The organism is Nitritalea halalkaliphila LW7 (genome assembly GCF_000265075.1).
Classification (GTDB): domain Bacteria; phylum Bacteroidota; class Bacteroidia; order Cytophagales; family Cyclobacteriaceae; genus Nitritalea; species Nitritalea halalkaliphila.
The window spans coordinates 40,860-63,973 of sequence record NZ_AJYA01000002.1 but is presented as its reverse complement, the minus strand read 5'-3'; the positions used below and the strand labels follow the sequence as shown (position 1 = coordinate 63,973).

The following is a 23,114-nucleotide window of genomic DNA, read 5'->3' as shown; positions in this document are numbered from 1 at the left end:
TCTTATTCTGCTTTATTTTTATTCACAAAAGGCATCCCGAAAGCTTTTAATAAAGCAAGGCTTTCTTCGTCAGTCTCGGCAGTCGTAACAAAAGTGATATCCATACCAGAGATTCTGTTTACTTTCTCGATGCTGATTTCAGGGAAAATAATCTGCTCTGTTACACCAAGAGTATAGTTCCCGCGACCATCAAAACCCTTATCGCTAATTCCTTTAAAATCTCTTACACGTGGAAGGGCAATAGTCATTAAACGATCTAAGAATTCGTACATCTGAACGCCACGAAGCGTTACTTTAGCTCCGATAGGCATACCATCTCTTAGCTTAAAGTTGGAGATAGAAACCTTAGCTTTAGTGGCGACTGCACGCTGACCAGCGATAAGTGTTAATTCCTCTACACCCTGATCCACTAATTTCTTATCCGCTACAGCAGCACCGATACCTTTATTGATAACAATCTTGGTAAGTTTAGGAACCTGCATCACAGACTTATACTGAAACTTCTCTCTTAGTGCAGGTACGATTTCACCAAGATATTTTTCTTTCATTCTAGGATTAGCCATTGATCACCTCCCCAGTTTTCTTTGAATACCTTACTAACTTACCGTTTTCGTTACGCTTTCTACCTGTCTTAGTAGCTTCACCTGTTTTAGGGTCTACCAGCATCAAGTTAGAAATATGAATTCCGGCTTCCTTCTTTTCGATGCCACCCTGTGGGTTAGAGGCAGTAGGCTTCACATGTTTCGTCACCATGTTAAGACCTTCCACTTTAGCTCGGCTTTTCTCTCTGTCCACAGCGATCACCTTTCCGGTTTTACCCTTTTCGTCACCACTGATTACCTTCACGGTATCACCGGTTTTTATGTGCAATTTACCTTGCATTTTTACTTTTCTTACCATGATTAAAGAACTTCAGGGGCCAACGATACAATTTTCATGAACTGCTTCTCCCTTAACTCTCTCGCTACAGGGCCGAAAATACGGGTACCTCTAGGCTCATCATTATTATTCAAGAGAACAGCTGCATTATCTTCGAAGCGAATATAAGAACCATCTTTTCTTCTGATTTCTTTCTTCGTTCTTACAATTACCGCTTTTGAAACGGTACCTTTTTTCATATTGCTGGATGAAAGCGCAGATTTTACGGTTACAACAACTTTATCACCGATCGACGCGTAACGCTTTTTCGTTCCACCCAATACACGAATAACTAGCACTTCTTTAGCGCCGGAGTTATCCGCTACACTTAGTCTGGATTCCTGTTGTACCATAATTACTTAGCTCTTTCTATTATTTCTACTAATCTCCAACGCTTGTTTTTACTCAGCGGACGAGTCTCACTAATTTTCACAACATCACCAATGTTGCAATCATTATTCTCGTCATGAACCATGAATTTGGTAGTCTTCGCAACAAACTTACCGTAGATTGGGTGTTTCATTCTTCTTTCTACGGCAACAGTGATGGACTTCTCCATTTTGTTGCTGACTACCTTCCCTATTCTTTCTTTACGTAGATTTCTCTCAGTAGTAGCCATTATCTTATTATTTAGCTAGTTGTGTTGATCTCAAGGCAGTCTTAAGTCTTGCGATTAAGCGCTTGGATTCTTTTATTTTATTGGGATTCTCTATTGGAGAGATGGCGTGAGCAAAGCGTAATTTCGTTAAATTTTCCTGCTCAGCTGCGATACGCTCTAGGATTTCACTTTCGGAAAGTGATCTGATTTCTGCGTTTTTCATAATCTTAATTATCCTTCGTACTCTCTACGAACTATGAATTTTGTGCTAACTGGAAGTTTCTGCTGTGCTAATCTTAATGCCTCTTGCGCTGTCGCTAATGGCACACCGGTAGCTTCGAACAGAATGGTTCCAGGCTTGATAACCGCTACCCAATATTCTGGAGCACCTTTACCTTTACCCATTCGAACCTCTGCAGGCTTTTTGGTAATAGGCTTATCAGGGAAGATACGAATCCACACTTGACCTTCACGTTTCATAGCACGTGTCATCGCGATACGCGCTGCTTCGATTTGTCTGGAAGTGATCCATCCGCCCTCTAAGGACTTGATGCCAAAGTTCCCGAAAGCGAGCGTATGCCCTCTTTGCGCGATACCTTTAACACGGCCCTTATGCATTTTTCTATATTTCGTTCTTTTTGGCTGTAACATGACTTCTTACGTAAGGCGAAAATTAATTATTTCTCTTTCTTCTCTTAGGGCCTCCACCCTCTCCTCTTCTGTTGCGGCCTCTGTTTGCCTGAGCACCTTTAGGCTCATTAGCAAGACCAGCATTTGGAGATAGATCACGCTTGCCGTATACCTCACCTTTAAAGATCCATACTTTAATACCGATGATTCCGTATACAGTATTCGCTTCTGATAGTGCGTAATCGATGTCTGCTCTTAATGTATGAAGTGGAATTCTACCTTCTTTGTACATTTCAGAACGCGCCATTTCAGCACCACCAAGTCTACCAGAAAGTTTTACCTTAATTCCTTCTGCACCTACACGCATGGCTGCAGCGATAGCTTGCTTCATGGCTCTTCTAAAAGAGATCCTAGCTTGTAGCTGCTGAGCGATAGACTCACCTACCAGCTTAGCATCTAACTCCGGACGCTTAATTTCAAAAATGTTAATCTGAACATCCTTGTTAGTGAGCTTCTTAAGTTCTTCTTTCAGCTTATCCACTTCAGCACCACCTTTACCAATCACCACCCCTGGACGAGCTGTGTGAATGGTTAATGTGATACGCTTTAATGTACGCTCGATAATTACCTTAGCAATACCGCCCTTAGGGATTCGCGCATTGACGTATTTCCTGATTTGCTGGTCTTCATAAAGTTTGTCAGCAAAGTCTTTACCGCCATACCAGTTGGACTCCCATCCTTTGACTACACCAAGTCTAAAACCAATAGGGTTTATTTTTTGTCCCATAGTCTAATCTTAATTAGCGTTTTCTGTTGTTTCTACTTCATCAGCGGTAACGGGAGCAGCGAACGCATCGACTACTAAGGTTACATGATTTGATCTTTTACGTATTCTGTGTGCTCTACCTTGAGGAGCAGGTCTTAGGCGCTTAAGCATACGACCACCATCTACCATTATCGTCTTCACGTAAAGATCCGCCTCTTCCAGTTTCTCCTCTGGATTCTTCGCCTGCCAGTTAGCTACTGCAGAAAGTAAAAGCTTCTCTAAACGGATAGAAGCATGGTTTGGCGTATGCTTCAATATGCTTAATGCGAGTCCTACACGCTTACCTCTCACAAGGTCAGCTACTAACCTCATCTTACGTGGAGAAGTAGGAACATTTTTTAATCTTGCTACTGCTTCCATGATTATCTCTTTCCTTTATCTTTTTTGGCAATGTGCCCTCTAAAATTACGTGTAGGGGCGAACTCTCCTAGCTTGTGACCTACCATGTTATCTGTTACGAATACAGGGATAAATTTATTCCCGTTATGAACAGCAAAGGTATGACCCACAAAGTCTGGAGAAATCATGGATCCTCTGGACCATGTCTTAATCACTGACTTCTTCCCGGAATCATTCATGGCATCCACCTTTTTGGCTAGGTGATGTGCAATGTAAGGTCCCTTCTTTAACGAACGTGCCATATATTACTTGGATCTTTTGCTAATGATGAATTTATTAGAATACTTTTTAGGAGATCTGGTTTTCTTACCTTTCGCTAACAAACCATTTCTTGACCTTGGATGACCTCCAGAAGAACGGCCTTCACCACCACCCATCGGGTGATCTACAGGGTTCATCGCCACACCTCTCGTTCTCGGTCTACGCCCTAACCAGCGGTTTCTTCCAGCCTTACCTAGTACCACATTCATGTGATCACCATTAGACACAGTACCCACTGTAGCCATACATACACCTAGACTAAACGCATCTCGCCAGAAGGTAACTTGACAGTCACATACTTGCCATCACGTGCCACGACCTGAGCATAACCTCCAGCACTACGTACCATAGCTGCACCTTTACCTGGCTTAAGCTCGATATTGTGCACGATCGTACCTAAAGGAATATTCTTGAGGAACATAGCATTTCCCACCTCAGGAGCTACTACTTCACCACTTACCACCTGGGTGCCTACTGTTAAGCCCTCAGGAGCGATGATATATGCTTTTGCTCCATCTGCATAGTATAACAATGCGATACGAGCCGTTCTATTAGGATCGTACTCGATTGATTTTACTGTAGCTGGAACGCCAAATTTATTACGCTTAAAATCGATGATTCTAAGCCTCTTCTTATGACCACCACCGATGTAACGGGCGGTCATTCTTCCGTCGTTATTTCTACCACCTGACTTCTTGATAGGTGCCAAAAGAGACTTCTCTGGTCTTGATGTAGTAATTTCATCAAAAGCCGGAGCAACTCTAAATCTGGTACCTGGAGTTACAGGCTTTAATTTTTTAACTGCCATGATTTAAGTTCAATTAAATTTCTCCGTAAAAATCGATGATTTGACCCTCTGCTACTTCTACGATCGCCTTTTTATAGGTATTCGTAAAACCAGATACGATTTTGGTCTTTGTGTAACGCGTCTTCTTCTTACCTGCATAACGCATCGTACGAATCGCCACCACGTCTACACCATACATTTTCTCGATAGCCTGCTTAATCTCAGGCTTTTTAGCGGTTTTTTCTACTATGAAGCCGTAAACACCACGCTCATTCATCGCAGAAATCTTTTCCGTAATTAAAGGTTTCTTCAGGATTTGCATCTTTACTTCGCTAATAAGGTTTCTAATTTACCTACTGAAGCTTCGCACATCACGACATTATCCGCGTGTAATAGCTCGTAAGTATTTACGTCGTTTACAGAAATAACCCTCGCTTTAGGTAGATTACGGCTAGATAAAAATACGTTTTTATCTAAATCAGCTACTACTAAAAGAGTCTTCTTATCAGCTAGAGAAAGACCATTCAAAAACTGAATGTAATCCTTTGTCTTAGGAGCAGCGAACTGCACACCTTCAACTACCGTAAGACCATTCTCTTGAACTTTATAACTTAAAGCAGATTTTCTAGCTAATACCTTTAGCTTTCTATTCAGTTTAAAGCCATAGTTACGAGGACGAGGACCGAAAATTCTACCTCCACCTCTGAATAGAGGAGATTTGATAGATCCAGCACGCGCACCACCGGTACCTTTTTGCTTCTTTATTTTCTTCGTAGAGCCAGCGATTTCATTACGCTCTTTCGCCTTGTGCGTACCTTGACGCTGATTCGCTAAATACTGTTTTACATCTAAATATATCGCGTGATCATTAGGCTCGATAGCGAAGATTTCATCCGATAGGGTTACTTTTCTACCCGTATCTTCGCCGCTCTGTTTTAATACTGCTAATTCCATTGTCTTACTTCTCTAGAATTACGAATGAATTTTTAGGACCTGGTACTGATCCGCTTACCAAAATCAGGTTTTTCTCAGGATAAACCTTTAGTATGCGTAAATTTAGTACCTTAACTCTGCTACCTCCTGTCCTTCCGGCCATACGCATTCCTTTGAATACTCTGGAAGGCCAAGAACAAGCACCAATAGAACCAGGGTGACGCTGTCTGTTATGCTGACCGTGAGTCTGACCACCCACACCACCAAAACCATGACGCTTCACTACCCCTTGGAAACCCTTACCCTTAGATGTACCTATCGCATCCACGAAATCGCCCTCTACGAACACCTCGCCAGCTGCAACAGTCTTACCTAAAGCTACTTGACCTTCGAACTCAACTCTGAAGTCTCTGAATTCCACAACTTTCTGCTTTGGCGTGGTGCCGGCCTTCTTAAAATGACCGATAAGTGGCTTAGGAGTGTTCTTCTCCTTACGCTCACCGTAACCCAGCTGTACAGCGTTGTACCCGTCTGTTTCTACATTTTTTACTTGCGTCACTACGCAAGGACCAGCTTCTATTAGCGTGCATGCGACGTTACGCCCATCGGCACTAAAAATGCTAGTCATTCCTACTTTTTTACCTATTATTCCAGACATCTTCTGTTATATAATAATATTGAAACAGAGGCGCTTAGACACACCTCTGCCCTTTTAAGGACTGCAAAGTTAGAAATTTAAATTCAGCCTACAAAACCCAACTCTAATATTTTCAATTATTTACAGAAAAATAATTTGGAATTTTAACCTATTTTACGTCTTCCTTTGCCAAAAGCTTTTGCAAAAAATCCAAAAAAAGCCTGCTCAGTAAAACTGGCAGGCTCCTTACTATAAAGTGAGGTCCATCAGACCTTGATCTCTACATCTACACCACTTGGCAATTCGATCTTCATTAACGCGTCCACAGTCTTTGGACTGTTAGAGTAAATGTCAACCAAACGCTTGTAGGTACATAGCTGATATTGATCACGTGCTTTCTTATTTACGTGTGGAGACTTTAACACAGTAAACTTCTCCTTCTTAGTAGGCAATGGAATCGGACCTACCACCACAGCACCTGTAGACTTAACAGCCTTTACAATCTTCTCTGAGGATTTATCTACTAAAGAATGATCGTAGGATTTTAGTTTTATTCTGATTTTCTGATTCATGTTCTATCGAAATTAGGCATTTTCACCTTTTACCTTCGCGATTACCTCAGTAGCAATGTTCGTAGGTACAGGCTCATAATGTGAGAATGTTAAAGAAGCAGTGGCTCTACCGGACGTAATGGTACGTAAATCTGTTACATAACCAAACAACTCAGAAAGAGGTACATTTGCCTTAATTACAGTCGATGAACCTTTCGTATCCATCCCTTTCATTAAACCTCTTCTTCTGTTGAGATCACCAGTGATAGGACCAGTGTACTCATCAGGAGTCACCACGTCCACTGCCATAATAGGCTCTAAAAGCTGTGGCTTACACTTTTTAGCAGCTTCTTTAAAGCCAATTCTCGCAGCTAATTCGAAAGAAAGTGCATCGGAATCGACGTCGTGGAAGGACCCATGGAATAACCTAACCTTCATAGCCTCTACAGGATAACCCGCTAAAGGACCATTTTTCATCGCCTCATTAAACCCTTTCTGAATCGCAGGGATAAACTCCTTAGGAATTACACCACCCACTATACCATTCACAAAGTCTAATCCTGGCTTAATTTCATTCGTCTCAGGATCTGGATCTTTTGGACCAAGCTCGAACACAATGTCTGCAAACTTACCCTTACCTCCAGACTGCTTCTTGTAAACCTCTTTGTGCTCTACGCTACCGAATAAAGCTTCTTTATAAGCTACCTGAGGAGCACCTTGGTTGATCTCAACTTTAAACTCACGCTTTAGACGATCGATAATGATATCTAAGTGAAGCTCACCCATACCACGAAGAATGGTCTGACCCGTCTCGTGATCCGTGTTAACCTGTAAAGTAGGATCTTCCTCCACTAGTTTAGCGATCGCCATACCTAGCTTATCTACGTCCGCCTGTGTCTTAGGCTCAATCGCGTAACCGATTACCGGCTCAGGGAAGATCATGGACTCTAATACTACTTTGCGCTTTTCATCACATAGCGTATCACCCGTCTTAATGTCCTTAAAGCCAACTACCGCACCAATATCACCCGCTACAAGACGAGGAATCTGGTTTTGCTTATTCGCGTGCATTTGGAACACACGAGAAATACGCTCTTTATTGCCTGAACGCGTGTTAAAGACATAAGAACCAGACTCTAGAACACCTGAATATGCGCGAACAAAACAAAGACGACCTACGAATGGATCTGTAGCAATTTTAAATGCTAATCCCGTGAAAGGCTCATTCTCATCAGGAGCGATCTTCACCTCTTCCTCTTCATTATCCAAGGCACGGCCGATGATATCATCTTTATCTAGCGGAGATGGCAACAGTTCCATCACTAGATCGAGCATCGTCTGAACACCTTTATTTTTGAAAGAAGAGCCACAAACCATAGGAACGACTTTCATCGCAATGGTAGCCTGGCGAAGTGCATTTAAAATTTCCGCCTCAGTGATAGAGTCTGGATCATCGAAGAACTTCTCCATAAGAGACTCATCGAACTCAGCTACTGACTCAAGAAGGTACTCTCTCCACTGGTCAACTTCCTCCTGCATATCTTCTGGAATAGGAACCACTTCATAGGTCATCCCCATGTCTTCCGTATTCCAAACAATCGCTCTGTTGTTGATAAGGTCAACAACCCCCTTAAATTTATCTTCAGCTCCGATAGGCAACTGTAAAGGAACAGCATGGCTACCAAGCATTTCTTTAACTTGCTTACAAACCTCCAAGAAGTTAGCACCAGCACGGTCCATTTTATTCACGAAACCAATGCGTGCTACCTTATAGTTATCTGCTAATCTCCAGTTCGTCTCAGACTGCGGCTCTACACCATCTACAGCACTGAATAGGAACACTAGACCATCTAGCACTCGTAGAGATCGGTTAACCTCTACTGTAAAGTCTACGTGACCTGGAGTATCGATAATATTGATTTGATACTTGTTATCTCTATAGTCCCAGAAAACTGTCGTTGCAGCAGAAGTAATGGTAATACCTCTTTCCTGCTCCTGAGCCATCCAGTCCATCGTGGCGGCACCATCGTGTACCTCTCCGATTTTATGGCTTACACCAGAATAAAAAAGAATACGTTCCGTTGTCGTCGTTTTACCAGCATCAATGTGCGCGGCGATACCGATGTTTCTCGTATATTTTAAGTCTCTTGCCATTTCAATTAAAATCTAAAGTGTGAGAATGCCTTATTGGCCTCTGCCATTCTGTGCGTATCATCCTTCTTCTTCACCGCAGCTCCTTCACCTTTGGATGCAGAGATAATCTCTCCAGCTAATCTATCCATCATGGTTTTCTCACCTCTTTTTCTGGCGTAAGTAATCATCCACTTGATGCGAGGGATACTTTTCTTTCCGGTCTAACTTCCATTGGGACCTGGAAAGTAGCACCACCAACTCTACGACTCTTCACCTCGACAGCGGGAGTAATATTGTTAAGCGCTTTCTTCCAAACCTCAAGACCGTTCTCACCTACTTTTGTCTCTACCTTCTCGATCGCATCGTAGAAGATTTTGTAAGCAATACTCTTCTTTCCGTCCACCATTAAACAGTTTACGAACTTAGTCACCAAAGTATCGCCAAACTTAGGATCAGGAAGAATATATCTCTTCTTTGGTTTCGCTTTTCTCATTTCTTTTAGCTAAATATTTTTAAAATTACTTCTTAGCGGCCTTAGGACGCTTAGCACCGTACTTGGAACGACCTTGCTTTCGGTCTTTAACCCCTGCAGTATCCAGTGCACCTCGGATAATGTGGTAACGAACACCTGGTAAGTCCTTCACACGACCACCTCTAATTAAAACTATAGAGTGCTCCTGTAAATTGTGACCCTCACCTGGGATGTAGGCATTCACCTCTTTACCATTTGTCAATCTAACCCTAGCTACCTTTCTCATCGCTGAGTTAGGCTTCTTAGGAGTGGTAGTGTACACACGGGTACATACACCTCTACGCTGAGGACAAGCATCTAAAGCTCTTGACTTTGACTTGCTCTCAAGTGTGGTTCTACCTTTTCTTACTAACTGTTGTATAGTAGGCATTAATGGATAGAATTATGTATTAAGAAAACATATAAAATTTGGAATGCAAAGGTAGGTAAAAGGCTAATCTTAACAAAATTAAGGCCTTATAATTTTAGAAGCTCATAAACTTATTTAAAGATTTATTAAGCCTCGCCTCCGCTTCCTCCGAAATTTAATGGAAAATTAACCCCTTCGTCTGTTGAAATCTTACCAAAGGCTTCTTCGTAACGCTGAATATTATCCTTTAAAGCAGCTAACAAGCGACGTGTATGATCAGGAGTCATAATAATGCGCGCCTTGACTTTTGCCTTCGGCAAACCAGGCATCATCCGAATAAAGTCAATCACAAACTCTGAATTAGAATGCGCGATCATCGCCAAATTGGCATACTCTCCCTCAGCTAAATCTTCACTTAAATCAATATTGATCTGCTGCTGTGGTTTTTTATCTTCCATAGGAATAAACTTTAAAAGGGCCTGCATCCACAGGCCCTTCCTCACTATTAATTACTTTATCGACTCCTTGATCTTTTTCGTCGTCCTGTCACGCTCAGAACTTAAACGCTCATATTCCTCCGTACTTCCTACAATGTAGTTGGCTAACTTGCGCTGCCCTGTACCTGCTGGAATTAGGTGACCTACAATAACGTTTTCCTTCAAGCCGAGTAACTCATCGCGCTTACCGCGAATAGCTGCCTCACTGAGGACCTTCGTCGTTTCCTGGAAGGAAGCCGCTGAAATAAAGCTCTCCGTACCCAAGGATGCCGCTGTGATACCCTGCAAGGTCGGTTTAGAAACAGCCGTTTCTGCATCACGAACCTGTACAAGTTTCATGTCACGACGCTTCAAGCTGGAGTTCTCATCTCTCAGCCTTCTAGCCGTAATGATCATGCCTGGCTTTAAAGTAGAACTATCGCCAGCATCCATCACGACTTTTTTGTCTAAAATCGTGTCGTTCTCCTCACGGAAAGCCCACTTGTCGACAATCTGCCCTTGTAAGAAACCAGTGTCACCTGCGTCAAGTATCTCTACCTTCTGCATCATTTGACTTACGATTACTTCGATGTGCTTATCATTAATTTTTACCCCTTGTAAACGATATACCTCTTGAATTTCATTCACTAAGTACTCCTGAACAGCAGTTGGTCCTTTTATCGATAAGATATCGTTAGGCGTAATAGCTCCATCAGAAAGCGGCTCGCCCGCACGGATAAAGTCATTTTCCTGCACCAAGATATGCTTTGAAAGCGACACCATATAACGCTTACGAACACCATCGCGTGACTCAATAAAGATCTCTCTATTTCCTCGTTTGATGCCGCCGTAAGTAACTACACCATCTATTTCAGAAACTACAGCCGGATTACTTGGATTACGCGCTTCGAATAATTCCGTCACACGTGGTAGACCCCCAGTAATGTCTCGCGTTTTACCCACAGAACGTGGAATCTTCACAAGTATCTGGCCTGCACGTACCTTCTCACCCGCCTCTACAGCTAAGTGGGCTCCTACCGGAATATTGTACGCCTTCGTCTCATCACCATAGTTTACGACAACAGCAGGATTTTTCGTTTTATCTTTCGTATCGATAATGACCTTCTCTCTGTGACCAGTCTGATCATCGACTACCTCCTTATAGGTAATCCCCTCTAGGATGGAATCGAAATCCACCTCACCATCAAATTCAGAGAGAATGACAGCGTTATAAGGATCCCAAGTACATAAAGAATCGCCTTTTTTAATGGTTTGACCATCCTGAACGTTCAGTACTGCACCATAAGGAACGTGATTCGAAACCAATGTTTTACCCGTCTTCGGATCATTAATCAAGATTTCTCCAGAACGACCCATGACGATAGCCACTGGCTCATTATCCTTGTTGGTCGTATTAATCCAGCGTAACTCCTCTTCGAATTCGATGACACCATCGAACTTCGCATTAATGGAAGCCTCTACAGAGATGTTCGAAGCGGTACCCCCTACGTGGAAAGTACGTAAGGTAAGCTGAGTTCCGGGCTCACCGATAGACTGAGCTGCAATCACACCCACAGACTCACCGCTCTGTACCATCTTTCCTGTAGAAAGATTTCGTCCATAACATTTCGCACAAACACCCCGACGGGTTTCACAAGTCAGCACAGAACGAATTTCTACCTCTTCTATAGCAGACTCATCTACCATTTTAGCGATATCATCCGTAATCTCTACTCCTGCTGGAACGATTAACTGCTCGGAAATCGGATCGTACACATCATGTACGGATACACGACCCAGAATCCTTTCAGATAATGGCTCTACTATTTCGTCATTGTCCTTTAAAGCCGATACAACAAGCCCACGTAATGTACCACAGTCCTCTTCAGAAACTATCATATCTTGCGCTACATCCACTAATCGACGTGTCAGATAGCCCGCATCGGCTGTCTTAAGTGCTGTATCTGCAAGACCCTTACGTGCACCGTGCGTGGAGATAAAGTACTCCAATACATCCAAACCTTCTTTAAAGTTGGAAAGAATCGGGTTTTCAATAATCTCCCCTACCGAACCCTGCAAGTTCTTCTGTGGCTTAGCCATCAGCCCTCGCATACCACCTAACTGACGAATCTGCTCACGAGAACCCCGTGCACCAGAGTGCATCATCATGTAGATCGCATTAAATCCTTGCTTGTCCTCTTCCATTTGACGCATTAGAATATTTGTCAAATTCGAGTTGGTACGCGTCCATATATCAATCACCTGGTTGTAACGCTCATTATCGGTAATTAAACCCATAAGATAGTTACTCGTCACCTGGTTAACTTCTTCTTTCGCCTTGCTTGTTAGAACCTCTTTCTCCTCTGGGATAATAACATCGTTAAGTCCCATAGAAAGACCACCTGAGTAGGCCATCTTAAAACCAAGGTCTTTAATATCATCCAAGAAGTGGGCTGTACGCGCTATACCACAGATTTTAACAACCTCGGCGATGATTTGCTGCAGCTTTTTCTTGGTTAACAATTCATTCACATACCCCACTTCCTCTGGAACGAACTGGTTGAAAATAAGTCGGCCGGCTACAGTATCGATGATTTTCTCCTCTAAACTGCCATCCTCATGACGAACTTTAACCTTACATTTCACATGGGCATGCTTACTGATTCTGCCCTCGTTCAAGGCAATAATCACTTCTTCCTCCCCATAGAATACCATACCTTCTCCAGGCACTGGCTCTTCAGGAGTAGACTTACGTCCTTTCGTCACATAGTATAAACCTAATACCATGTCCTGAGAAGGAACCGTAATAGGGCCCCGTTCGCTGGGTTTAGAATGTTATGCGAAGAAAGCATTAGCGTGGACGCCTCCAAAATAGCCTCATGTCCTAACGGAACGTGAACGGCCATCTGGTCACCATCGAAGTCAGCGTTAAATGCAGTACACACTAAAGGGTGTAGCTGAATCGCTTTGCCCTCGATTAGCTTAGGCTGGAATGCCTGGATACCTAATCGGTGAAGGGTAGGAGCTCGGTTTAGAAGCACCGGATGCCCCTTAATTACATTCTCCAGAATATCCCAAACTACCGGATCCTTACGGTCTACAATTTTCTTCGCAGATTTTACCGTCTTAACGATGCCACGCTCGATTAATTTCCGGATAATAAATGGCTTAAATAACTCAGCCGCCATGTTTTTCGGTAAACCACACTCATGTAGCTTAAGCTCGGGACCCACGACGATAACAGATCGACCAGAGTAATCCACACGCTTACCTAATAAGTTCTGACGGAAACGACCCTGCTTTCCTTTTAACATATCGGAAAGTGACTTTAGCGCTCGGTTTCCATCCGCACGCACAGCATTTACCTTTCTCGAGTTATCAAACAAGGAGTCCACAGCTTCCTGAAGCATGCGCTTCTCATTACGCAAAATCACCTCCGGAGCCTTAATATCAATAAGACGCTTCAAACGATTATTACGAATGATCACACGTCTGTAAAGATCGTTAAGATCAGACGTAGCGAATCTACCTCCATCCAAAGGAACTAAAGGGCGTAACTCTGGTGGAATAACCGGAACCATACGGACGATCATCCACTCAGGACGATTTTCTATACGCGTACGCGCATCACGGAAAGCCTCTACTACTTTTAAACGCTTAAGCGCTTCCGCCTTACGCTGCTGAGAAGTATCAGTAGCCGCTTGGTGACGCAAGCTGTAAGATAAATCATCTAAATCTAGACGGGACAGTAGCATTTCAAGTGCCTCCGCACCCATCTTGGCGATAAACTTATTCGGATCATCATCTTCTAACGCATGATTCTCTTTCGGAAGCTTATCCATAATATCTAAATACTCATCCTCCGTTAGGAAGTCTAAGTACTGCAGACCATCCTCGCCCTTTATTCCCGCTTGCACCACCACATAGCGCTCGTAATACACGATCTGATCTAGCTTTTTAGTCGGAAGACCAAGTAAATATCCTATCTTATTTGGCAAAGACTTAAAGTACCAAATATGAGCTACTGGAACCACTAACTCTATGTGACCCATACGCTCACGACGTACTTTCTTCTCCGTCACTTCAACACCGCACCGGTCGCAGATAATGCCCTTATACCGAATACGCTTATATTTACCACAATGACACTCCCAATCTTTCACAGGTCCGAAGATTCTCTCACAGAATAAACCACCCATTTCAGGCTTATACGTTCTGTAATTAATGGTCTCCGGCTGCGTTACTTCACCATGTGAGCTATCCAGAATAGATTCTGGAGAAGCTAAACTAATAGTGACTCTGGAAAAGTCGTTGTTTAGTTTTTTATTTTTTCTGAACGCCATAGTCGTTGAAGTATATGTTTAGGGCCTTTCGGCCCAATTTAAGTATTAGTCAAGGGTGATTTCTAACGCGAGGCCACGAAGCTCGTGTACCAAAACATTAAAGGATTCCGGAATGTTCGGCTTCGGTAAGTTATCCCCCTTCACGATCGCTTCATAAGCTTTCGCTCGGCCAATAACATCATCCGACTTCACAGTCAAAATCTCCTGAAGCACATGGGAAGCTCCAAATGCCTCTAATGCCCACACTTCCATCTCTCCGAAACGCTGCCCACCGAACTGCGCCTTACCACCTAGCGGCTGCTGCGTAATAAGTGAGTAAGGTCCGATAGAACGCGCGTGCATCTTATCGTCTACTAAGTGACCCAGTTTCAGCATGTACGTGATCCCTACTGTCACCGGCTGATCAAAGCGCTGCCCAGTTAATCCATCATACAAATACGTTCTGCCGTAAGCAGGTAAACCCGCTTCCTCTAACTCTGCGGATACCTCCTCTAAAGTAGCTCCATCGAAAATAGGAGTGGCATACTTCTTCCCTAACTTAGAACCAGCCCAAGCTAACACCGTCTCAAATATCTGACCGATATTCATTCGAGAGGGCACACCTAGTGGATTCAATACAATGTCCATCGGCGTTCCATCCTCTAAGAACGGCATGTCCTCATCACGAACGATTCGCGCCACGATACCTTTGTTACCGTGACGACCCGCCATCTTATCACCTACTTTAAGCTTACGCTTCTTAGCTACATATACCTTAGCCAGTTGGACGATACCCGCTGGTAACTCATCTCCAACTTCTAAAGTAAACTTATCACGCTTAAAGCGACCTGAAATTTCGTTACGCGCATTCACATAGTTTTTAACCAATTGCTTGATCAAACCATTCACATGCTCGTCTTCCGTCCAGTCATCTAAGATAATATCCGCGATTAGATTCGCTTCCTCTTGAACATTATAATTACTCTCGTCACGGTAAGGGTTCTTGGCTGGGAATAAATTATTCTCGATGTTTTGGTAGTTAAACTTCACACCCTTACTAATAATCTCATCACCAAACTTATGCTTCACTCCCTGAGAAGTTAAACCCTCTAAAAGCGTAACCAGCTTATTAATCATACGGGCACGAATACCTAAAAGGTCTTTCGCATACTTCGACTTTAATCTTTCCACCTCAGCTTTAGCCTTGGCACGTAGGTCCTTATCTTTTTTCGGACGAGAAAATAACTTCGTTCCGATAACGACTCCGTTTAAGGAAGGAGAAGCTTTCAAGGAAGCATCTTTTACATCCCCCGCTTTGTCACCGAAAATGGCTCGAAGTAGCTTTTCTTCAGGAGTCGGATCTGTCTCGCCTTTTGGCGTAATCTTTCCGATAATGATATCGCCTTCCTTGATTTCAGCACCTACGCGAATGATACCATTCTCATCGAGGTTCTTAACCGCCTCTTCAGAAACGTTAGGAATCTCAGAAGTTAACTCCTCCTCACCACGTTTCGTATCACGAACCTCCAGCTGAAACTCCTCTACGTGAATCGAAGTAAAAATATCTTCACGCACTACACGCTCAGAAATTACAATCGCATCCTCAAAGTTGTATCCTTGCCAAGGCATGTAGGCTACACGAAGGTTTTTACCCAGTGCGAGCTCACCTTTGTTCGTAGAATAACCCTCCACTAAAACCTGACCCTTAACTACACGCTGACCTTTTAATACAAGTGGCGTGAGGTTAATCGTCGTATCCTGGTTTGTTCTACGGAACTTAATCAGATCATAGGTCTTATATTCATCCGTGAAATTTACAAGTAACTCATCTTCACTTAGATCATACTTGATCGTGATTTTACGCGCATCCACTGCTGCTACTTCACCATCAGCCTCAGCGATAATTAGCGAACGTGAATCAATCGCCGCTTTCGCCTCTAAACCAGTTCCTACGATAGGAGCTTCAGCTTTTAACAAAGGAACTGCTTGACGCTGCATGTTAGAGCCCATAAGCGCTCGGTTCGCATCATCATGCTCTAAGAAAGGAATCAAGGAAGCTGCTACCGAAACGATCTGATTCGGAGCCACATCCATGTAGCTAATCTCATTCGGCTCTAAAACAGGGAAATCCCCTTCATAGCGCGCTTTTACGCGCTCATTAACAAATTGCCCATTTTCAGTTAGTGGTGCATTTGCCTGCGCAATATTATTGTTGTCTTCCTCTTCTGCCGTTAAAAACACAATATCAGAAGGATCCATACTCACTTGGCCATCCCGTACCTTACGATAAGGCGTCTCTAGGAAGCCCATAGCATTTACTTTTGCGTGAACGCAAAGTGAGGAAATCAATCCAATGTTAGGACCTTCAGGCGTCTCAATCGTACACAAACGACCATAATGCGTATAGTGAACATCACGCACCTCAAAACCCGCACGTTCCCTAGAAAGCCCCCCTGGACCAAGTGCAGACAACCTTCTTTTATGCGTTAACTCAGCTAGTGGATTGGTTTGGTCCATAAACTGAGAAAGCTGGTTGGTACCGAAGAAAGAATTAATTACAGAGGATAGTGTTCTGGCATTAATTAAGTCAACGGGCTTGAAATCTTCATTATCGCGCACGTTCATACGCTCACGAATAGTTCGCGCCATTCTAGCAAGACCAACACCGAACTGGCTATAAAGCTGCTCGCCTACCGTTCTTACACGTCGATTAGAAAGGTGATCGATATCATCAACAACCGCTTTCGAGTTAATTAGACCAATCAAATACTTTACAATACTGATAATGTCCTCAGTCGTTAAGACAATTTTATCATGATCAATATCTAAACCAAGCTTTTTGTTGATTCGATAACGCCCTACTTCACCTAAGTCATATCGCTTATCGGAGAAAAACAGTCCATGAATCACCTCACGGGCAGTAGACTCATCAGGAGCCTCCGTATTTCGAAGTTGACGATAGATCACCTCTACTGCTTCCTTCTCCGAGTTAGAATTATCCTTCTGAAGCGTATTATAAATGATCGAGTAATCTGCGATGTTTACATCTTCACGATGGAGAATAATGGATTTCGCACCAGAATCTACGATTAACTCGATATCTTCTTCTGTTAAAATACTATCGCGCTCTAAGAGCACTTCATTTCTATCAATAGATACTACCTCTCCAGTATCTTCATCTACGAAATCTTCTACCCAAGTACGAAGTACACGAGCAGCTAATTTACGTCCTGCTACCTCTTTTAAAGCGGCCTTGGTAGCATCCACTTCTTCAGAAAGACCAAAGAGATCTAAGATTTGCTTATCAGACCCGAATCCGATGGCACGTAACAAAGTGGTAACAGGAAATTTCTTTTTACGATCAATATACGCATACATCACATTATTAATGTCTGTGGCGAATTCGATCCAACTACCTTTAAAAGGAATAATTCGAGCGGAGTATAATTTAGTACCGTTCGTATGCTTACTCTGCGCAAAGAATACACCCGGAGAACGGTGAAGCTGAGAAACGATCACACGCTCGGCCCCATTAATCACAAAGGAGCCTTTTTCCGTCATGTAAGGAAGATTCCCTAAGAAAACCTCCTGCTCGATAGTTTCAAAATCCTCATTGTCCTCATCTGAACAGAGCAAGCGAAGCTTTGCTTTAAGAGGCACCGAATACGTCAGTCCGCGATCGATACACTCGGCGACGCTATATTTAGGTGGATCTACTGCATAGTCAATAAATTCAAGAGTGAAATTTTCACGAGAATCCGAGATCGGGAAGTTCTCAGAAAACACCTTGAAAAGCCCATCCTGTCTGCGTCGCTCCGCTGGAGTATCCAACTGAAAAAAATCTTTAAACGATTGGAGCTGAATATCTAAGAAGTCAGGATAGTCTTTGACTACCTTAATAGATGAGAAACTTTTCCTTCCGGTTTGATTCTGGATAGCCAAGGCAGTATATATTTTTAGTTATAATATTTAGATAAAAGCGACAATTTTCGCTTTAAATAGTGCAATTTTTTCCTGAGCACAAACAGGAAAAGACCTGACTAACCAGTCAGGTCTAACCCCACATACCCATACCAAAAGGCTGAGTATGCAAGCAATTACTTAATCTCTACTTCAGCACCAGCCTCTTCTAAAGACTTCTTAAGGCCTTCAGCTTCATCCTTAGCTACACCTTCCTTAAGCGCCTTTGGAGCACCGTCTACTAGTTCTTTTGCTTCCTTAAGACCAAGACCAGTAAGCTCTTTCACAAGCTTCACTACAGCAAGCTTAGAAGCACCAGCAGCCTTTAAAATAACATCAAAAGAAGTTTTCTCTTCTTCAGCAGCAGCAGCGCCAGCACCAGCTACCATAACAGGAGCAGCTGCAGCAGCAGGCTCGATGCCATATTGATCTTTAAGGATATCAGTTAGGTCTTTTACCTCTTTAACAGTCAAGTTCACTAACTGCTCAGCAAGTTGATTTAAATCCGCCATTGTATTGAAATTTTAAATTTTTCTTAAACTAAATAAATTGATAATAATTATGATTCTTTCTCAGAAAGTGTCTTAAGAACACCAGTAAGGTTATTAGCACCAGACTGTAGCGCACCCATAACATTTTGCATCGGCGAACCGAGAATATGCATAACGTCCGCAATGAGTTCGTTCTTGGATTTAAGAGCAGCAAGCATTTCAAGATTCTCATCCCCAACGAAAACATCGCTATCGATGGAAGCACCTTTAAATACAGGACGCGTCTCTTTTTTACCTAATTTCTTTCTGAAGTCAAGAATTACTTTCGCAGGAAGATTACCAATCTCCTTTGAAAAAACAATTCCTGAAAAACCTTTAAGGGACTTATCCACTAATTCAGAGTAGTCCGCATCTAGATTTTCTAAAGCTTTCTTGATAATCGTGTTCTTGTATACTTTATACTCAACACCCTTCTCAAAACAAGCCTTTCTGAAAGCATTTACCTGAGCTACCGTAAAACCACCAGCGTTCGTGATGTAGAAGTAAGGGTTTTCTTGGAATTTCTCAGTAAGACTTTCGATTTGTATTTTCTTTTCGTCTCTAGTCATGATTAAATACCTTGAATACTACCTTTATCTACTTTCACACCCGGTGACATCGTGCTAGACAAGTGGATGCTTTTAAAATATGTACCTTTAGATGAAGATGGCTTCAACTTAGAAATCGTGGCGATCAGTTCTTTCACGTTATCCTGGATTTTCTCCGGACTAAAAGAAACCTTCCCTACGCTCGCATGAATGATACCAAATTTATCTACTTTAAAATCGATCTTACCGGCCTTAACTTCTTTCACAGCTTTCGCCACGTCTAAAGTAACTGTACCAGATTTCGGGTTAGGCATTAAGCCACGAGGACCTAACACACGACCTAGACGACCCACTTTCGCCATTACGTTTGGCATGGTGATGATCACATCGATGTCAGTCCATCCCCCTTCGATTTTAGCTATATAGTCATCAAGACCCACGAAGTCAGCACCAGCTGCCTTCGCTTCTTCTTCCTTATCAGGCGTACAAAGAACCAAAACGCGAACGTCTTTTCCTGTACCGTGAGGAAGCGCTACTACACCTCTCACCATCTGATCCGCCTTACGTGGATCAACGCCCAAACGAACGTCAACATCCACAGAAGCATCAAACTTCACATTCGTGATTTCTTTCACGATGGAAGAAGCTTCCTCAAGGGAGTACAGTTGGCTTGGGTCGTACTTAGAAAGAGCTTCTTTTTGCTTTTTTGTTAACTTAGCCATAATGTTTATTTTATTCCTCCCATGGGGCTTTACCAGATACAGTGATACCCATGCTTCGTGCAGTTCCAGCGATCATTTTCATCGCAGGCTCCACCTGGAAAGCATTCAGGTCAGGCATTTTCAACTCAGCAATCTCCTTTACTTGATCCCAAGTAACAGAGCCCACTTTCTTACGATTAGGTTCAGAAGAACCCCCCTTAATTTTAGCTGCCTCGATTAACAAGTTAGCCGCAGGAGGTGTCTTCACGACAAAATCAAAAGACTTGTCAGAATAAACCGTAATCACTACAGGTAATACTGTACCCATTTTGTCCTGAGTACGCGCATTGAACTGCTTACAGAACTCCATGATGTTCAAACCCTTGGAACAAGAGCTGGACCTACTGGAGGAGAAGGATTTGCCTGGCCACCTTTCACCTGTAATTTCACATAACCAGTGATTTCCTTAGCCATTTTCCTAATCTTGTTTTTCTACTTGTATAAAGTTTAATTCTACAGGAGTATTTCGACCGAAAATCTTAACCATAACATTAAGCTTTTTCTTGTCTTCAAATATCTCCTCAATTGTCCCGGAAAAACCACTGAAAGGACCATCCATTACTTTTATGACCTCCCCGACTATAAATGGTGAATCCTGATTCTCTGCGAACTCATCAATCTCCTCTACGCGTCCTAAGATGCGATTGACTTCTGACTGACGTAATGGCTCAGGGTTTTGGAAGCTCCCCCTTGGTTCGACCCTAAGAACCCGATAACTCCCGGTATGCTTGTAATTACGTGATTCGCCTCACCGTGACTGAGATCCGCATGAACCAAAACATAGCCCGGAAAGAAGTTTCTCTCCCGAACTCGCTTTTTATCATTCCGCATCTCATATACCTTCTCAGTAGGTACCAAAACCTCAGGAATAAATTCCTCCAGCTTCTGGCGAGCAATTTCATTATCTAAGTAAGACTTAGCCTTTTTCTCTTGCCCGGCTACCACCCTGAGCACGTACCACTTATGTTCAGCCATCCGTAATGTTATCTCTGATTAAAATAAATCGTAAAACCACGACATCACATTCTCGAAGCCTAAATCCATCACACCGATGAGTAGGGCAAAAATCAAAGACGCTACCAGCACTAAAACCGCACTGTTCTGAAGAAAGGCATAATCAGGCCAAGTGACCTTATTCTTCATCTCGTCAATGGATTCGATTACAAAACTTTTGATATTCATGATACGAAATTTTGCACGGGCAGAGAGATTCGAACTCCCATCAACGGTTTTGGAGACCGCTATTCTACCATTGAACTATGCCCGTGTAGGATTCTTATTTCTTTGGGACTGCAAAACTACACCTAAAAGAAATAAGAAACAAATGCGATCCTAAAAAGTTTTAGGATCGCATCGTTATTTATGAATAGACTGACTATTAGTCTAAAATTTCAGTTACCTGACCCGCACCTACTGTTCTACCACCTTCACGGATAGCGAAACGTAGACCCTTCTCAAGAGCAACGGCATTAATCAAAGTTACTTCGATAGTGATGTTATCACCTGGCATAACCATTTCAACACCCTCAGGAAGCTTGATCTCACCAGTAACGTCAGTAGTTCTTAAATAGAACTGTGGACGGTATCTGTTGAAGAATGGAGTATGACGACCACCTTCTTCTTTAGAAAGAACGTAAACCTCAGCGTTAAAGTGAGCATGTGGCTTCACAGAACCTGGCTTACAGATAATCATACCACGCTTGATTTGAGACTTCTCAATACCTCTAAGTAGTAAACCTACGTTATCACCAGCTTCACCTCTGTCAAGGATTTTACGGAACATCTCCACACCAGTTACTGTAGATTTAAGACCCTCAGCACCCATACCGATGATGTCAACAGGCTCACCAGAGTTGATAACACCTCTCTCAATTCTACCTGTAGCTACAGTACCACGACCTGTGATCGAGAATACATCCTCTACTGGCATTAAGAAATCTTTGTCGATTAGACGCTCAGGAAGTGGAATATGGTTGTCTACCGCATCCATTAACTCCATGATTTTTTCTTCCCACTTAGCTTCACCGTTTAGACCACCAAGAGCTGAACCAGCGATTACAGGAATATTATCACCATCGAACTCATAAAACGAAAGTAGCTCTCTAACTTCCATTTCTACTAACTCAAGAAGCTCAGCATCGTCTACCATGTCGACCTTGTTCAAGAACACCACAAGCGCAGGTACACCTACCTGACGTGCTAATAGGATGTGCTCTCTAGTCTGAGGCATAGGACCGTCAGTAGCTGCTACTACGAGAATAGCACCGTCCATCTGGGCAGCACCTGTAACCATGTTTTTCACATAATCCGCGTGACCAGGACAGTCTACGTGAGCGTAGTGTCTTGCTTCAGTTTGGTACTCTACGTGAGACGTGTTAATCGTGATACCTCTTTCTTTTTCTTCTGGAGCATTGTCGATAGAAGAGAAATCTCTTAATTCAGAAAGACCCTTCTTAGCCAATACTGTAGTAATGGCAGCAGTCAAAGTAGTCTTACCATGGTCTACGTGACCAATCGTACCAATGTTTACGTGTGGTTTGGAACGGTCAAAGGTTGCTTTTGCCATGCGTGAAAATCCCCTGTTTTAGTTAATGATAGTTTTTTTTTGTTTACTTACAATGTTAGAGCCAACGACGGGATTTGAACCCGTGACCCCTTCCTTACCAAGGAAGTACTCTACCCCTGAGCTACGTCGGCTAATCACATTACCCTTTGCTATAAAAGCAATGAGCGGGAGACGAGGCTCGAACCCGCGACCTGCAGCTTGGAAGGCTGCCGCTCTACCAACTGAGCTACTCCCGCTTTTGCGACCCTAAGGCCGATACTCAAATGCTTTGCAATATTAATAAAAATATTCGAATTCTACGTGGGGGAAACAGGATTCGAACCTGTGAAGACATAAGTCAACGGATTTACAGTCCGTCCCAGTTGGCCGCTTTGGTATTCCCCCGATTGTCTCGACT

General features: G+C 43.0%; 22 protein-coding genes, 4 tRNA genes and 5 pseudogenes. All 31 read right to left on the bottom strand.

Annotation, left to right across the window (positions count from 1 at the left end; translation table 11 throughout):
- Positions 1-2: 2 nt before the first annotated feature.
- The 31 genes and pseudogenes from rplE to A3SI_RS00675 all read right to left on the bottom strand — a co-directional run bounded on the left by rplE (position 3) and on the right by A3SI_RS00675 (position 23,101).
- Positions 3-563, bottom strand: a complete 561-nt coding sequence (gene rplE / locus A3SI_RS00820) for a 50S ribosomal protein L5 (protein WP_009053186.1) — start codon at positions 561-563, stop codon at positions 3-5.
- Positions 556-900: a 50S ribosomal protein L24 gene (gene rplX / locus A3SI_RS00815; protein WP_040669713.1), complete on the bottom strand. Its 345-nt coding sequence runs from the start codon at positions 898-900 to the stop codon at positions 556-558. The genes rplE and rplX overlap by 8 nt, the downstream gene beginning before the upstream one ends.
- Positions 901-902: 2 nt before the next feature.
- Positions 903-1,271, bottom strand: a complete 369-nt coding sequence (gene rplN / locus A3SI_RS00810) for a 50S ribosomal protein L14 (protein WP_009053184.1) — start codon at positions 1,269-1,271, stop codon at positions 903-905.
- A gap of 2 nt (positions 1,272-1,273) precedes the next feature.
- A complete protein-coding gene (gene rpsQ, locus A3SI_RS00805; RefSeq protein WP_009053183.1) occupies positions 1,274-1,537 on the bottom strand; it encodes a 30S ribosomal protein S17 in 264 nt (87 codons plus the stop codon).
- Between the two features lie 7 nt (positions 1,538-1,544).
- Complete coding sequence (gene rpmC, locus A3SI_RS17970) at positions 1,545-1,739, bottom strand: 50S ribosomal protein L29 (RefSeq protein ID WP_009053182.1); 195 nt, start codon at positions 1,737-1,739, stop codon at positions 1,545-1,547.
- 8 nt (positions 1,740-1,747) lie between these two features.
- Entirely contained in the window at positions 1,748-2,167 is a 420-nt protein-coding gene (gene rplP, locus A3SI_RS00800; RefSeq protein WP_009053181.1) for a 50S ribosomal protein L16, read from the bottom strand.
- Between the two features lie 22 nt (positions 2,168-2,189).
- A complete protein-coding gene (rpsC, locus tag A3SI_RS00795) occupies positions 2,190-2,933 on the bottom strand; it encodes a 30S ribosomal protein S3 (RefSeq protein WP_009053180.1) in 744 nt (247 codons plus the stop codon).
- Between the two features lie 9 nt (positions 2,934-2,942).
- A complete protein-coding gene (gene rplV, locus A3SI_RS00790; RefSeq protein ID WP_009053179.1) occupies positions 2,943-3,332 on the bottom strand; it encodes a 50S ribosomal protein L22 in 390 nt (129 codons plus the stop codon).
- A 2-nt stretch (positions 3,333-3,334) separates the two neighbouring features.
- Positions 3,335-3,613, bottom strand: coding sequence for a 30S ribosomal protein S19 (gene rpsS, locus A3SI_RS00785; RefSeq protein ID WP_009053178.1), 279 nt, complete (start codon positions 3,611-3,613; stop codon positions 3,335-3,337).
- A 3-nt stretch (positions 3,614-3,616) separates the two neighbouring features.
- Positions 3,617-4,440, bottom strand: a pseudogene (gene rplB / locus A3SI_RS00780) (50S ribosomal protein L2).
- Between the two features lie 13 nt (positions 4,441-4,453).
- On the bottom strand, positions 4,454-4,741 hold the full coding sequence (gene rplW / locus A3SI_RS00775) for a 50S ribosomal protein L23 (protein ID WP_009053176.1): 288 nt from the start codon (positions 4,739-4,741) through the stop codon (positions 4,454-4,456).
- Positions 4,742-4,743: 2 nt separating this feature from the next.
- Positions 4,744-5,373 (bottom strand): 50S ribosomal protein L4, encoded by a 630-nt coding sequence (gene rplD / locus A3SI_RS00770; protein WP_009053175.1) that lies wholly within the window; start codon positions 5,371-5,373, stop codon positions 4,744-4,746.
- A 4-nt stretch (positions 5,374-5,377) separates the two neighbouring features.
- The gene (gene rplC / locus A3SI_RS00765; RefSeq protein WP_009053174.1) at positions 5,378-6,010 is read right to left on the bottom strand and encodes a 50S ribosomal protein L3; all 633 of its coding nucleotides are present in this window, start codon (positions 6,008-6,010) and stop codon (positions 5,378-5,380) included.
- 245 nt (positions 6,011-6,255) lie between these two features.
- Positions 6,256-6,561: a 30S ribosomal protein S10 gene (gene rpsJ / locus A3SI_RS00760; protein WP_009053173.1), complete on the bottom strand. Its 306-nt coding sequence runs from the start codon at positions 6,559-6,561 to the stop codon at positions 6,256-6,258.
- Positions 6,562-6,573: 12 nt separating this feature from the next.
- The gene (fusA, locus tag A3SI_RS00755) at positions 6,574-8,694 is read right to left on the bottom strand and encodes an elongation factor G (protein ID WP_009053172.1); all 2,121 of its coding nucleotides are present in this window, start codon (positions 8,692-8,694) and stop codon (positions 6,574-6,576) included.
- Between the two features lie 5 nt (positions 8,695-8,699).
- Positions 8,700-9,166 (bottom strand): annotated as a pseudogene (gene rpsG / locus A3SI_RS00750) (30S ribosomal protein S7).
- Between the two features lie 25 nt (positions 9,167-9,191).
- Positions 9,192-9,575 carry a 30S ribosomal protein S12 gene (gene rpsL / locus A3SI_RS00745; protein ID WP_009053171.1) on the bottom strand — a complete coding sequence of 128 codons (384 nt, stop codon included), beginning with the start codon at positions 9,573-9,575 and terminating at the stop codon, positions 9,192-9,194.
- A gap of 125 nt (positions 9,576-9,700) precedes the next feature.
- Positions 9,701-10,012: a DUF3467 domain-containing protein gene (locus A3SI_RS00740; RefSeq protein ID WP_040669753.1), complete on the bottom strand. Its 312-nt coding sequence runs from the start codon at positions 10,010-10,012 to the stop codon at positions 9,701-9,703.
- Positions 10,013-10,063: 51 nt separating this feature from the next.
- Positions 10,064-14,373 (bottom strand): annotated as a pseudogene (gene rpoC / locus A3SI_RS00735) (DNA-directed RNA polymerase subunit beta').
- A gap of 45 nt (positions 14,374-14,418) precedes the next feature.
- Positions 14,419-18,294, bottom strand: coding sequence for a DNA-directed RNA polymerase subunit beta (gene rpoB / locus A3SI_RS00730; RefSeq protein ID WP_009053169.1), 3,876 nt, complete (start codon positions 18,292-18,294; stop codon positions 14,419-14,421).
- Between the two features lie 155 nt (positions 18,295-18,449).
- Positions 18,450-18,824 (bottom strand): 50S ribosomal protein L7/L12, encoded by a 375-nt coding sequence (rplL, locus tag A3SI_RS00725; protein WP_009053168.1) that lies wholly within the window; start codon positions 18,822-18,824, stop codon positions 18,450-18,452.
- A 47-nt stretch (positions 18,825-18,871) separates the two neighbouring features.
- Positions 18,872-19,411 carry a 50S ribosomal protein L10 gene (gene rplJ, locus A3SI_RS00720; RefSeq protein ID WP_009053167.1) on the bottom strand — a complete coding sequence of 180 codons (540 nt, stop codon included), beginning with the start codon at positions 19,409-19,411 and terminating at the stop codon, positions 18,872-18,874.
- A 2-nt stretch (positions 19,412-19,413) separates the two neighbouring features.
- Positions 19,414-20,112, bottom strand: a complete 699-nt coding sequence (gene rplA, locus A3SI_RS00715) for a 50S ribosomal protein L1 (protein ID WP_009053166.1) — start codon at positions 20,110-20,112, stop codon at positions 19,414-19,416.
- Between the two features lie 10 nt (positions 20,113-20,122).
- Positions 20,123-20,565, bottom strand: a pseudogene (gene rplK, locus A3SI_RS00710) (50S ribosomal protein L11).
- Positions 20,566-20,569: 4 nt separating this feature from the next.
- A pseudogene (gene nusG / locus A3SI_RS00705) lies at positions 20,570-21,126 on the bottom strand (transcription termination/antitermination protein NusG).
- A gap of 18 nt (positions 21,127-21,144) precedes the next feature.
- A complete protein-coding gene (gene secE / locus A3SI_RS00700; RefSeq protein ID WP_009053164.1) occupies positions 21,145-21,333 on the bottom strand; it encodes a preprotein translocase subunit SecE in 189 nt (62 codons plus the stop codon).
- Between the two features lie 14 nt (positions 21,334-21,347).
- Positions 21,348-21,418, bottom strand: a tRNA-Trp gene (locus tag A3SI_RS00695).
- Between the two features lie 111 nt (positions 21,419-21,529).
- Positions 21,530-22,717, bottom strand: a complete 1,188-nt coding sequence (gene tuf, locus A3SI_RS00690; protein WP_009053163.1) for an elongation factor Tu — start codon at positions 22,715-22,717, stop codon at positions 21,530-21,532.
- A 59-nt stretch (positions 22,718-22,776) separates the two neighbouring features.
- Positions 22,777-22,848, bottom strand: a tRNA-Thr gene (locus tag A3SI_RS00685).
- 32 nt (positions 22,849-22,880) lie between these two features.
- A tRNA-Gly gene (locus A3SI_RS00680) sits at positions 22,881-22,953 on the bottom strand.
- Between the two features lie 65 nt (positions 22,954-23,018).
- Positions 23,019-23,101, bottom strand: a tRNA-Tyr gene (locus tag A3SI_RS00675).
- Positions 23,102-23,114: the final 13 nt, after the last annotated feature.

Excerpts from the sequence above, each read along its gene's own strand:
- A3SI_RS00740 (WP_040669753.1), bottom strand. The coding sequence starts at position 10,012 with ATGGAAGATAAAAAACCACAGCAGCAGATCAATATTGATTTAAGTGAA.
- rpsJ (WP_009053173.1), bottom strand. The coding sequence starts at position 6,561 with ATGAATCAGAAAATCAGAATAAAACTAAAATCCTACGATCATTCTTTA.
- rpsQ (WP_009053183.1), bottom strand. The coding sequence starts at position 1,537 with ATGGCTACTACTGAGAGAAATCTACGTAAAGAAAGAATAGGGAAGGTA.
- fusA (WP_009053172.1), bottom strand. The coding sequence starts at position 8,694 with ATGGCAAGAGACTTAAAATATACGAGAAACATCGGTATCGCCGCGCAC.
- rplX (WP_040669713.1), bottom strand. The coding sequence starts at position 900 with ATGGTAAGAAAAGTAAAAATGCAAGGTAAATTGCACATAAAAACCGGT.
- rplW (WP_009053176.1), bottom strand. The coding sequence starts at position 4,741 with ATGCAAATCCTGAAGAAACCTTTAATTACGGAAAAGATTTCTGCGATG.
- rplA (WP_009053166.1), bottom strand. The coding sequence starts at position 20,112 with ATGGCTAAGTTAACAAAAAAGCAAAAAGAAGCTCTTTCTAAGTACGAC.
- rplL (WP_009053168.1), bottom strand. The coding sequence starts at position 18,824 with ATGGCGGATTTAAATCAACTTGCTGAGCAGTTAGTGAACTTGACTGTT.
- rplP (WP_009053181.1), bottom strand. The coding sequence starts at position 2,167 with ATGTTACAGCCAAAAAGAACGAAATATAGAAAAATGCATAAGGGCCGT.
- secE (WP_009053164.1), bottom strand. The coding sequence starts at position 21,333 with ATGAATATCAAAAGTTTTGTAATCGAATCCATTGACGAGATGAAGAAT.
- rplN (WP_009053184.1), bottom strand. The coding sequence starts at position 1,271 with ATGGTACAACAGGAATCCAGACTAAGTGTAGCGGATAACTCCGGCGCT.
- rplV (WP_009053179.1), bottom strand. The coding sequence starts at position 3,332 with ATGGAAGCAGTAGCAAGATTAAAAAATGTTCCTACTTCTCCACGTAAG.
- rpsC (WP_009053180.1), bottom strand. The coding sequence starts at position 2,933 with ATGGGACAAAAAATAAACCCTATTGGTTTTAGACTTGGTGTAGTCAAA.
- rpsS (WP_009053178.1), bottom strand. The coding sequence starts at position 3,613 with ATGGCACGTTCGTTAAAGAAGGGACCTTACATTGCACATCACCTAGCC.
- rplD (WP_009053175.1), bottom strand. The coding sequence starts at position 5,373 with ATGGAATTAGCAGTATTAAAACAGAGCGGCGAAGATACGGGTAGAAAA.
- rplJ (WP_009053167.1), bottom strand. The coding sequence starts at position 19,411 with ATGACTAGAGACGAAAAGAAAATACAAATCGAAAGTCTTACTGAGAAA.
- rplC (WP_009053174.1), bottom strand. The coding sequence starts at position 6,010 with ATGTCTGGAATAATAGGTAAAAAAGTAGGAATGACTAGCATTTTTAGT.
- rplE (WP_009053186.1), bottom strand. The coding sequence starts at position 563 with ATGGCTAATCCTAGAATGAAAGAAAAATATCTTGGTGAAATCGTACCT.
- rpmC (WP_009053182.1), bottom strand. The coding sequence starts at position 1,739 with ATGAAAAACGCAGAAATCAGATCACTTTCCGAAAGTGAAATCCTAGAG.
- rpsL (WP_009053171.1), bottom strand. The coding sequence starts at position 9,575 with ATGCCTACTATACAACAGTTAGTAAGAAAAGGTAGAACCACACTTGAG.
- tuf (WP_009053163.1), bottom strand. The coding sequence starts at position 22,717 with ATGGCAAAAGCAACCTTTGACCGTTCCAAACCACACGTAAACATTGGT.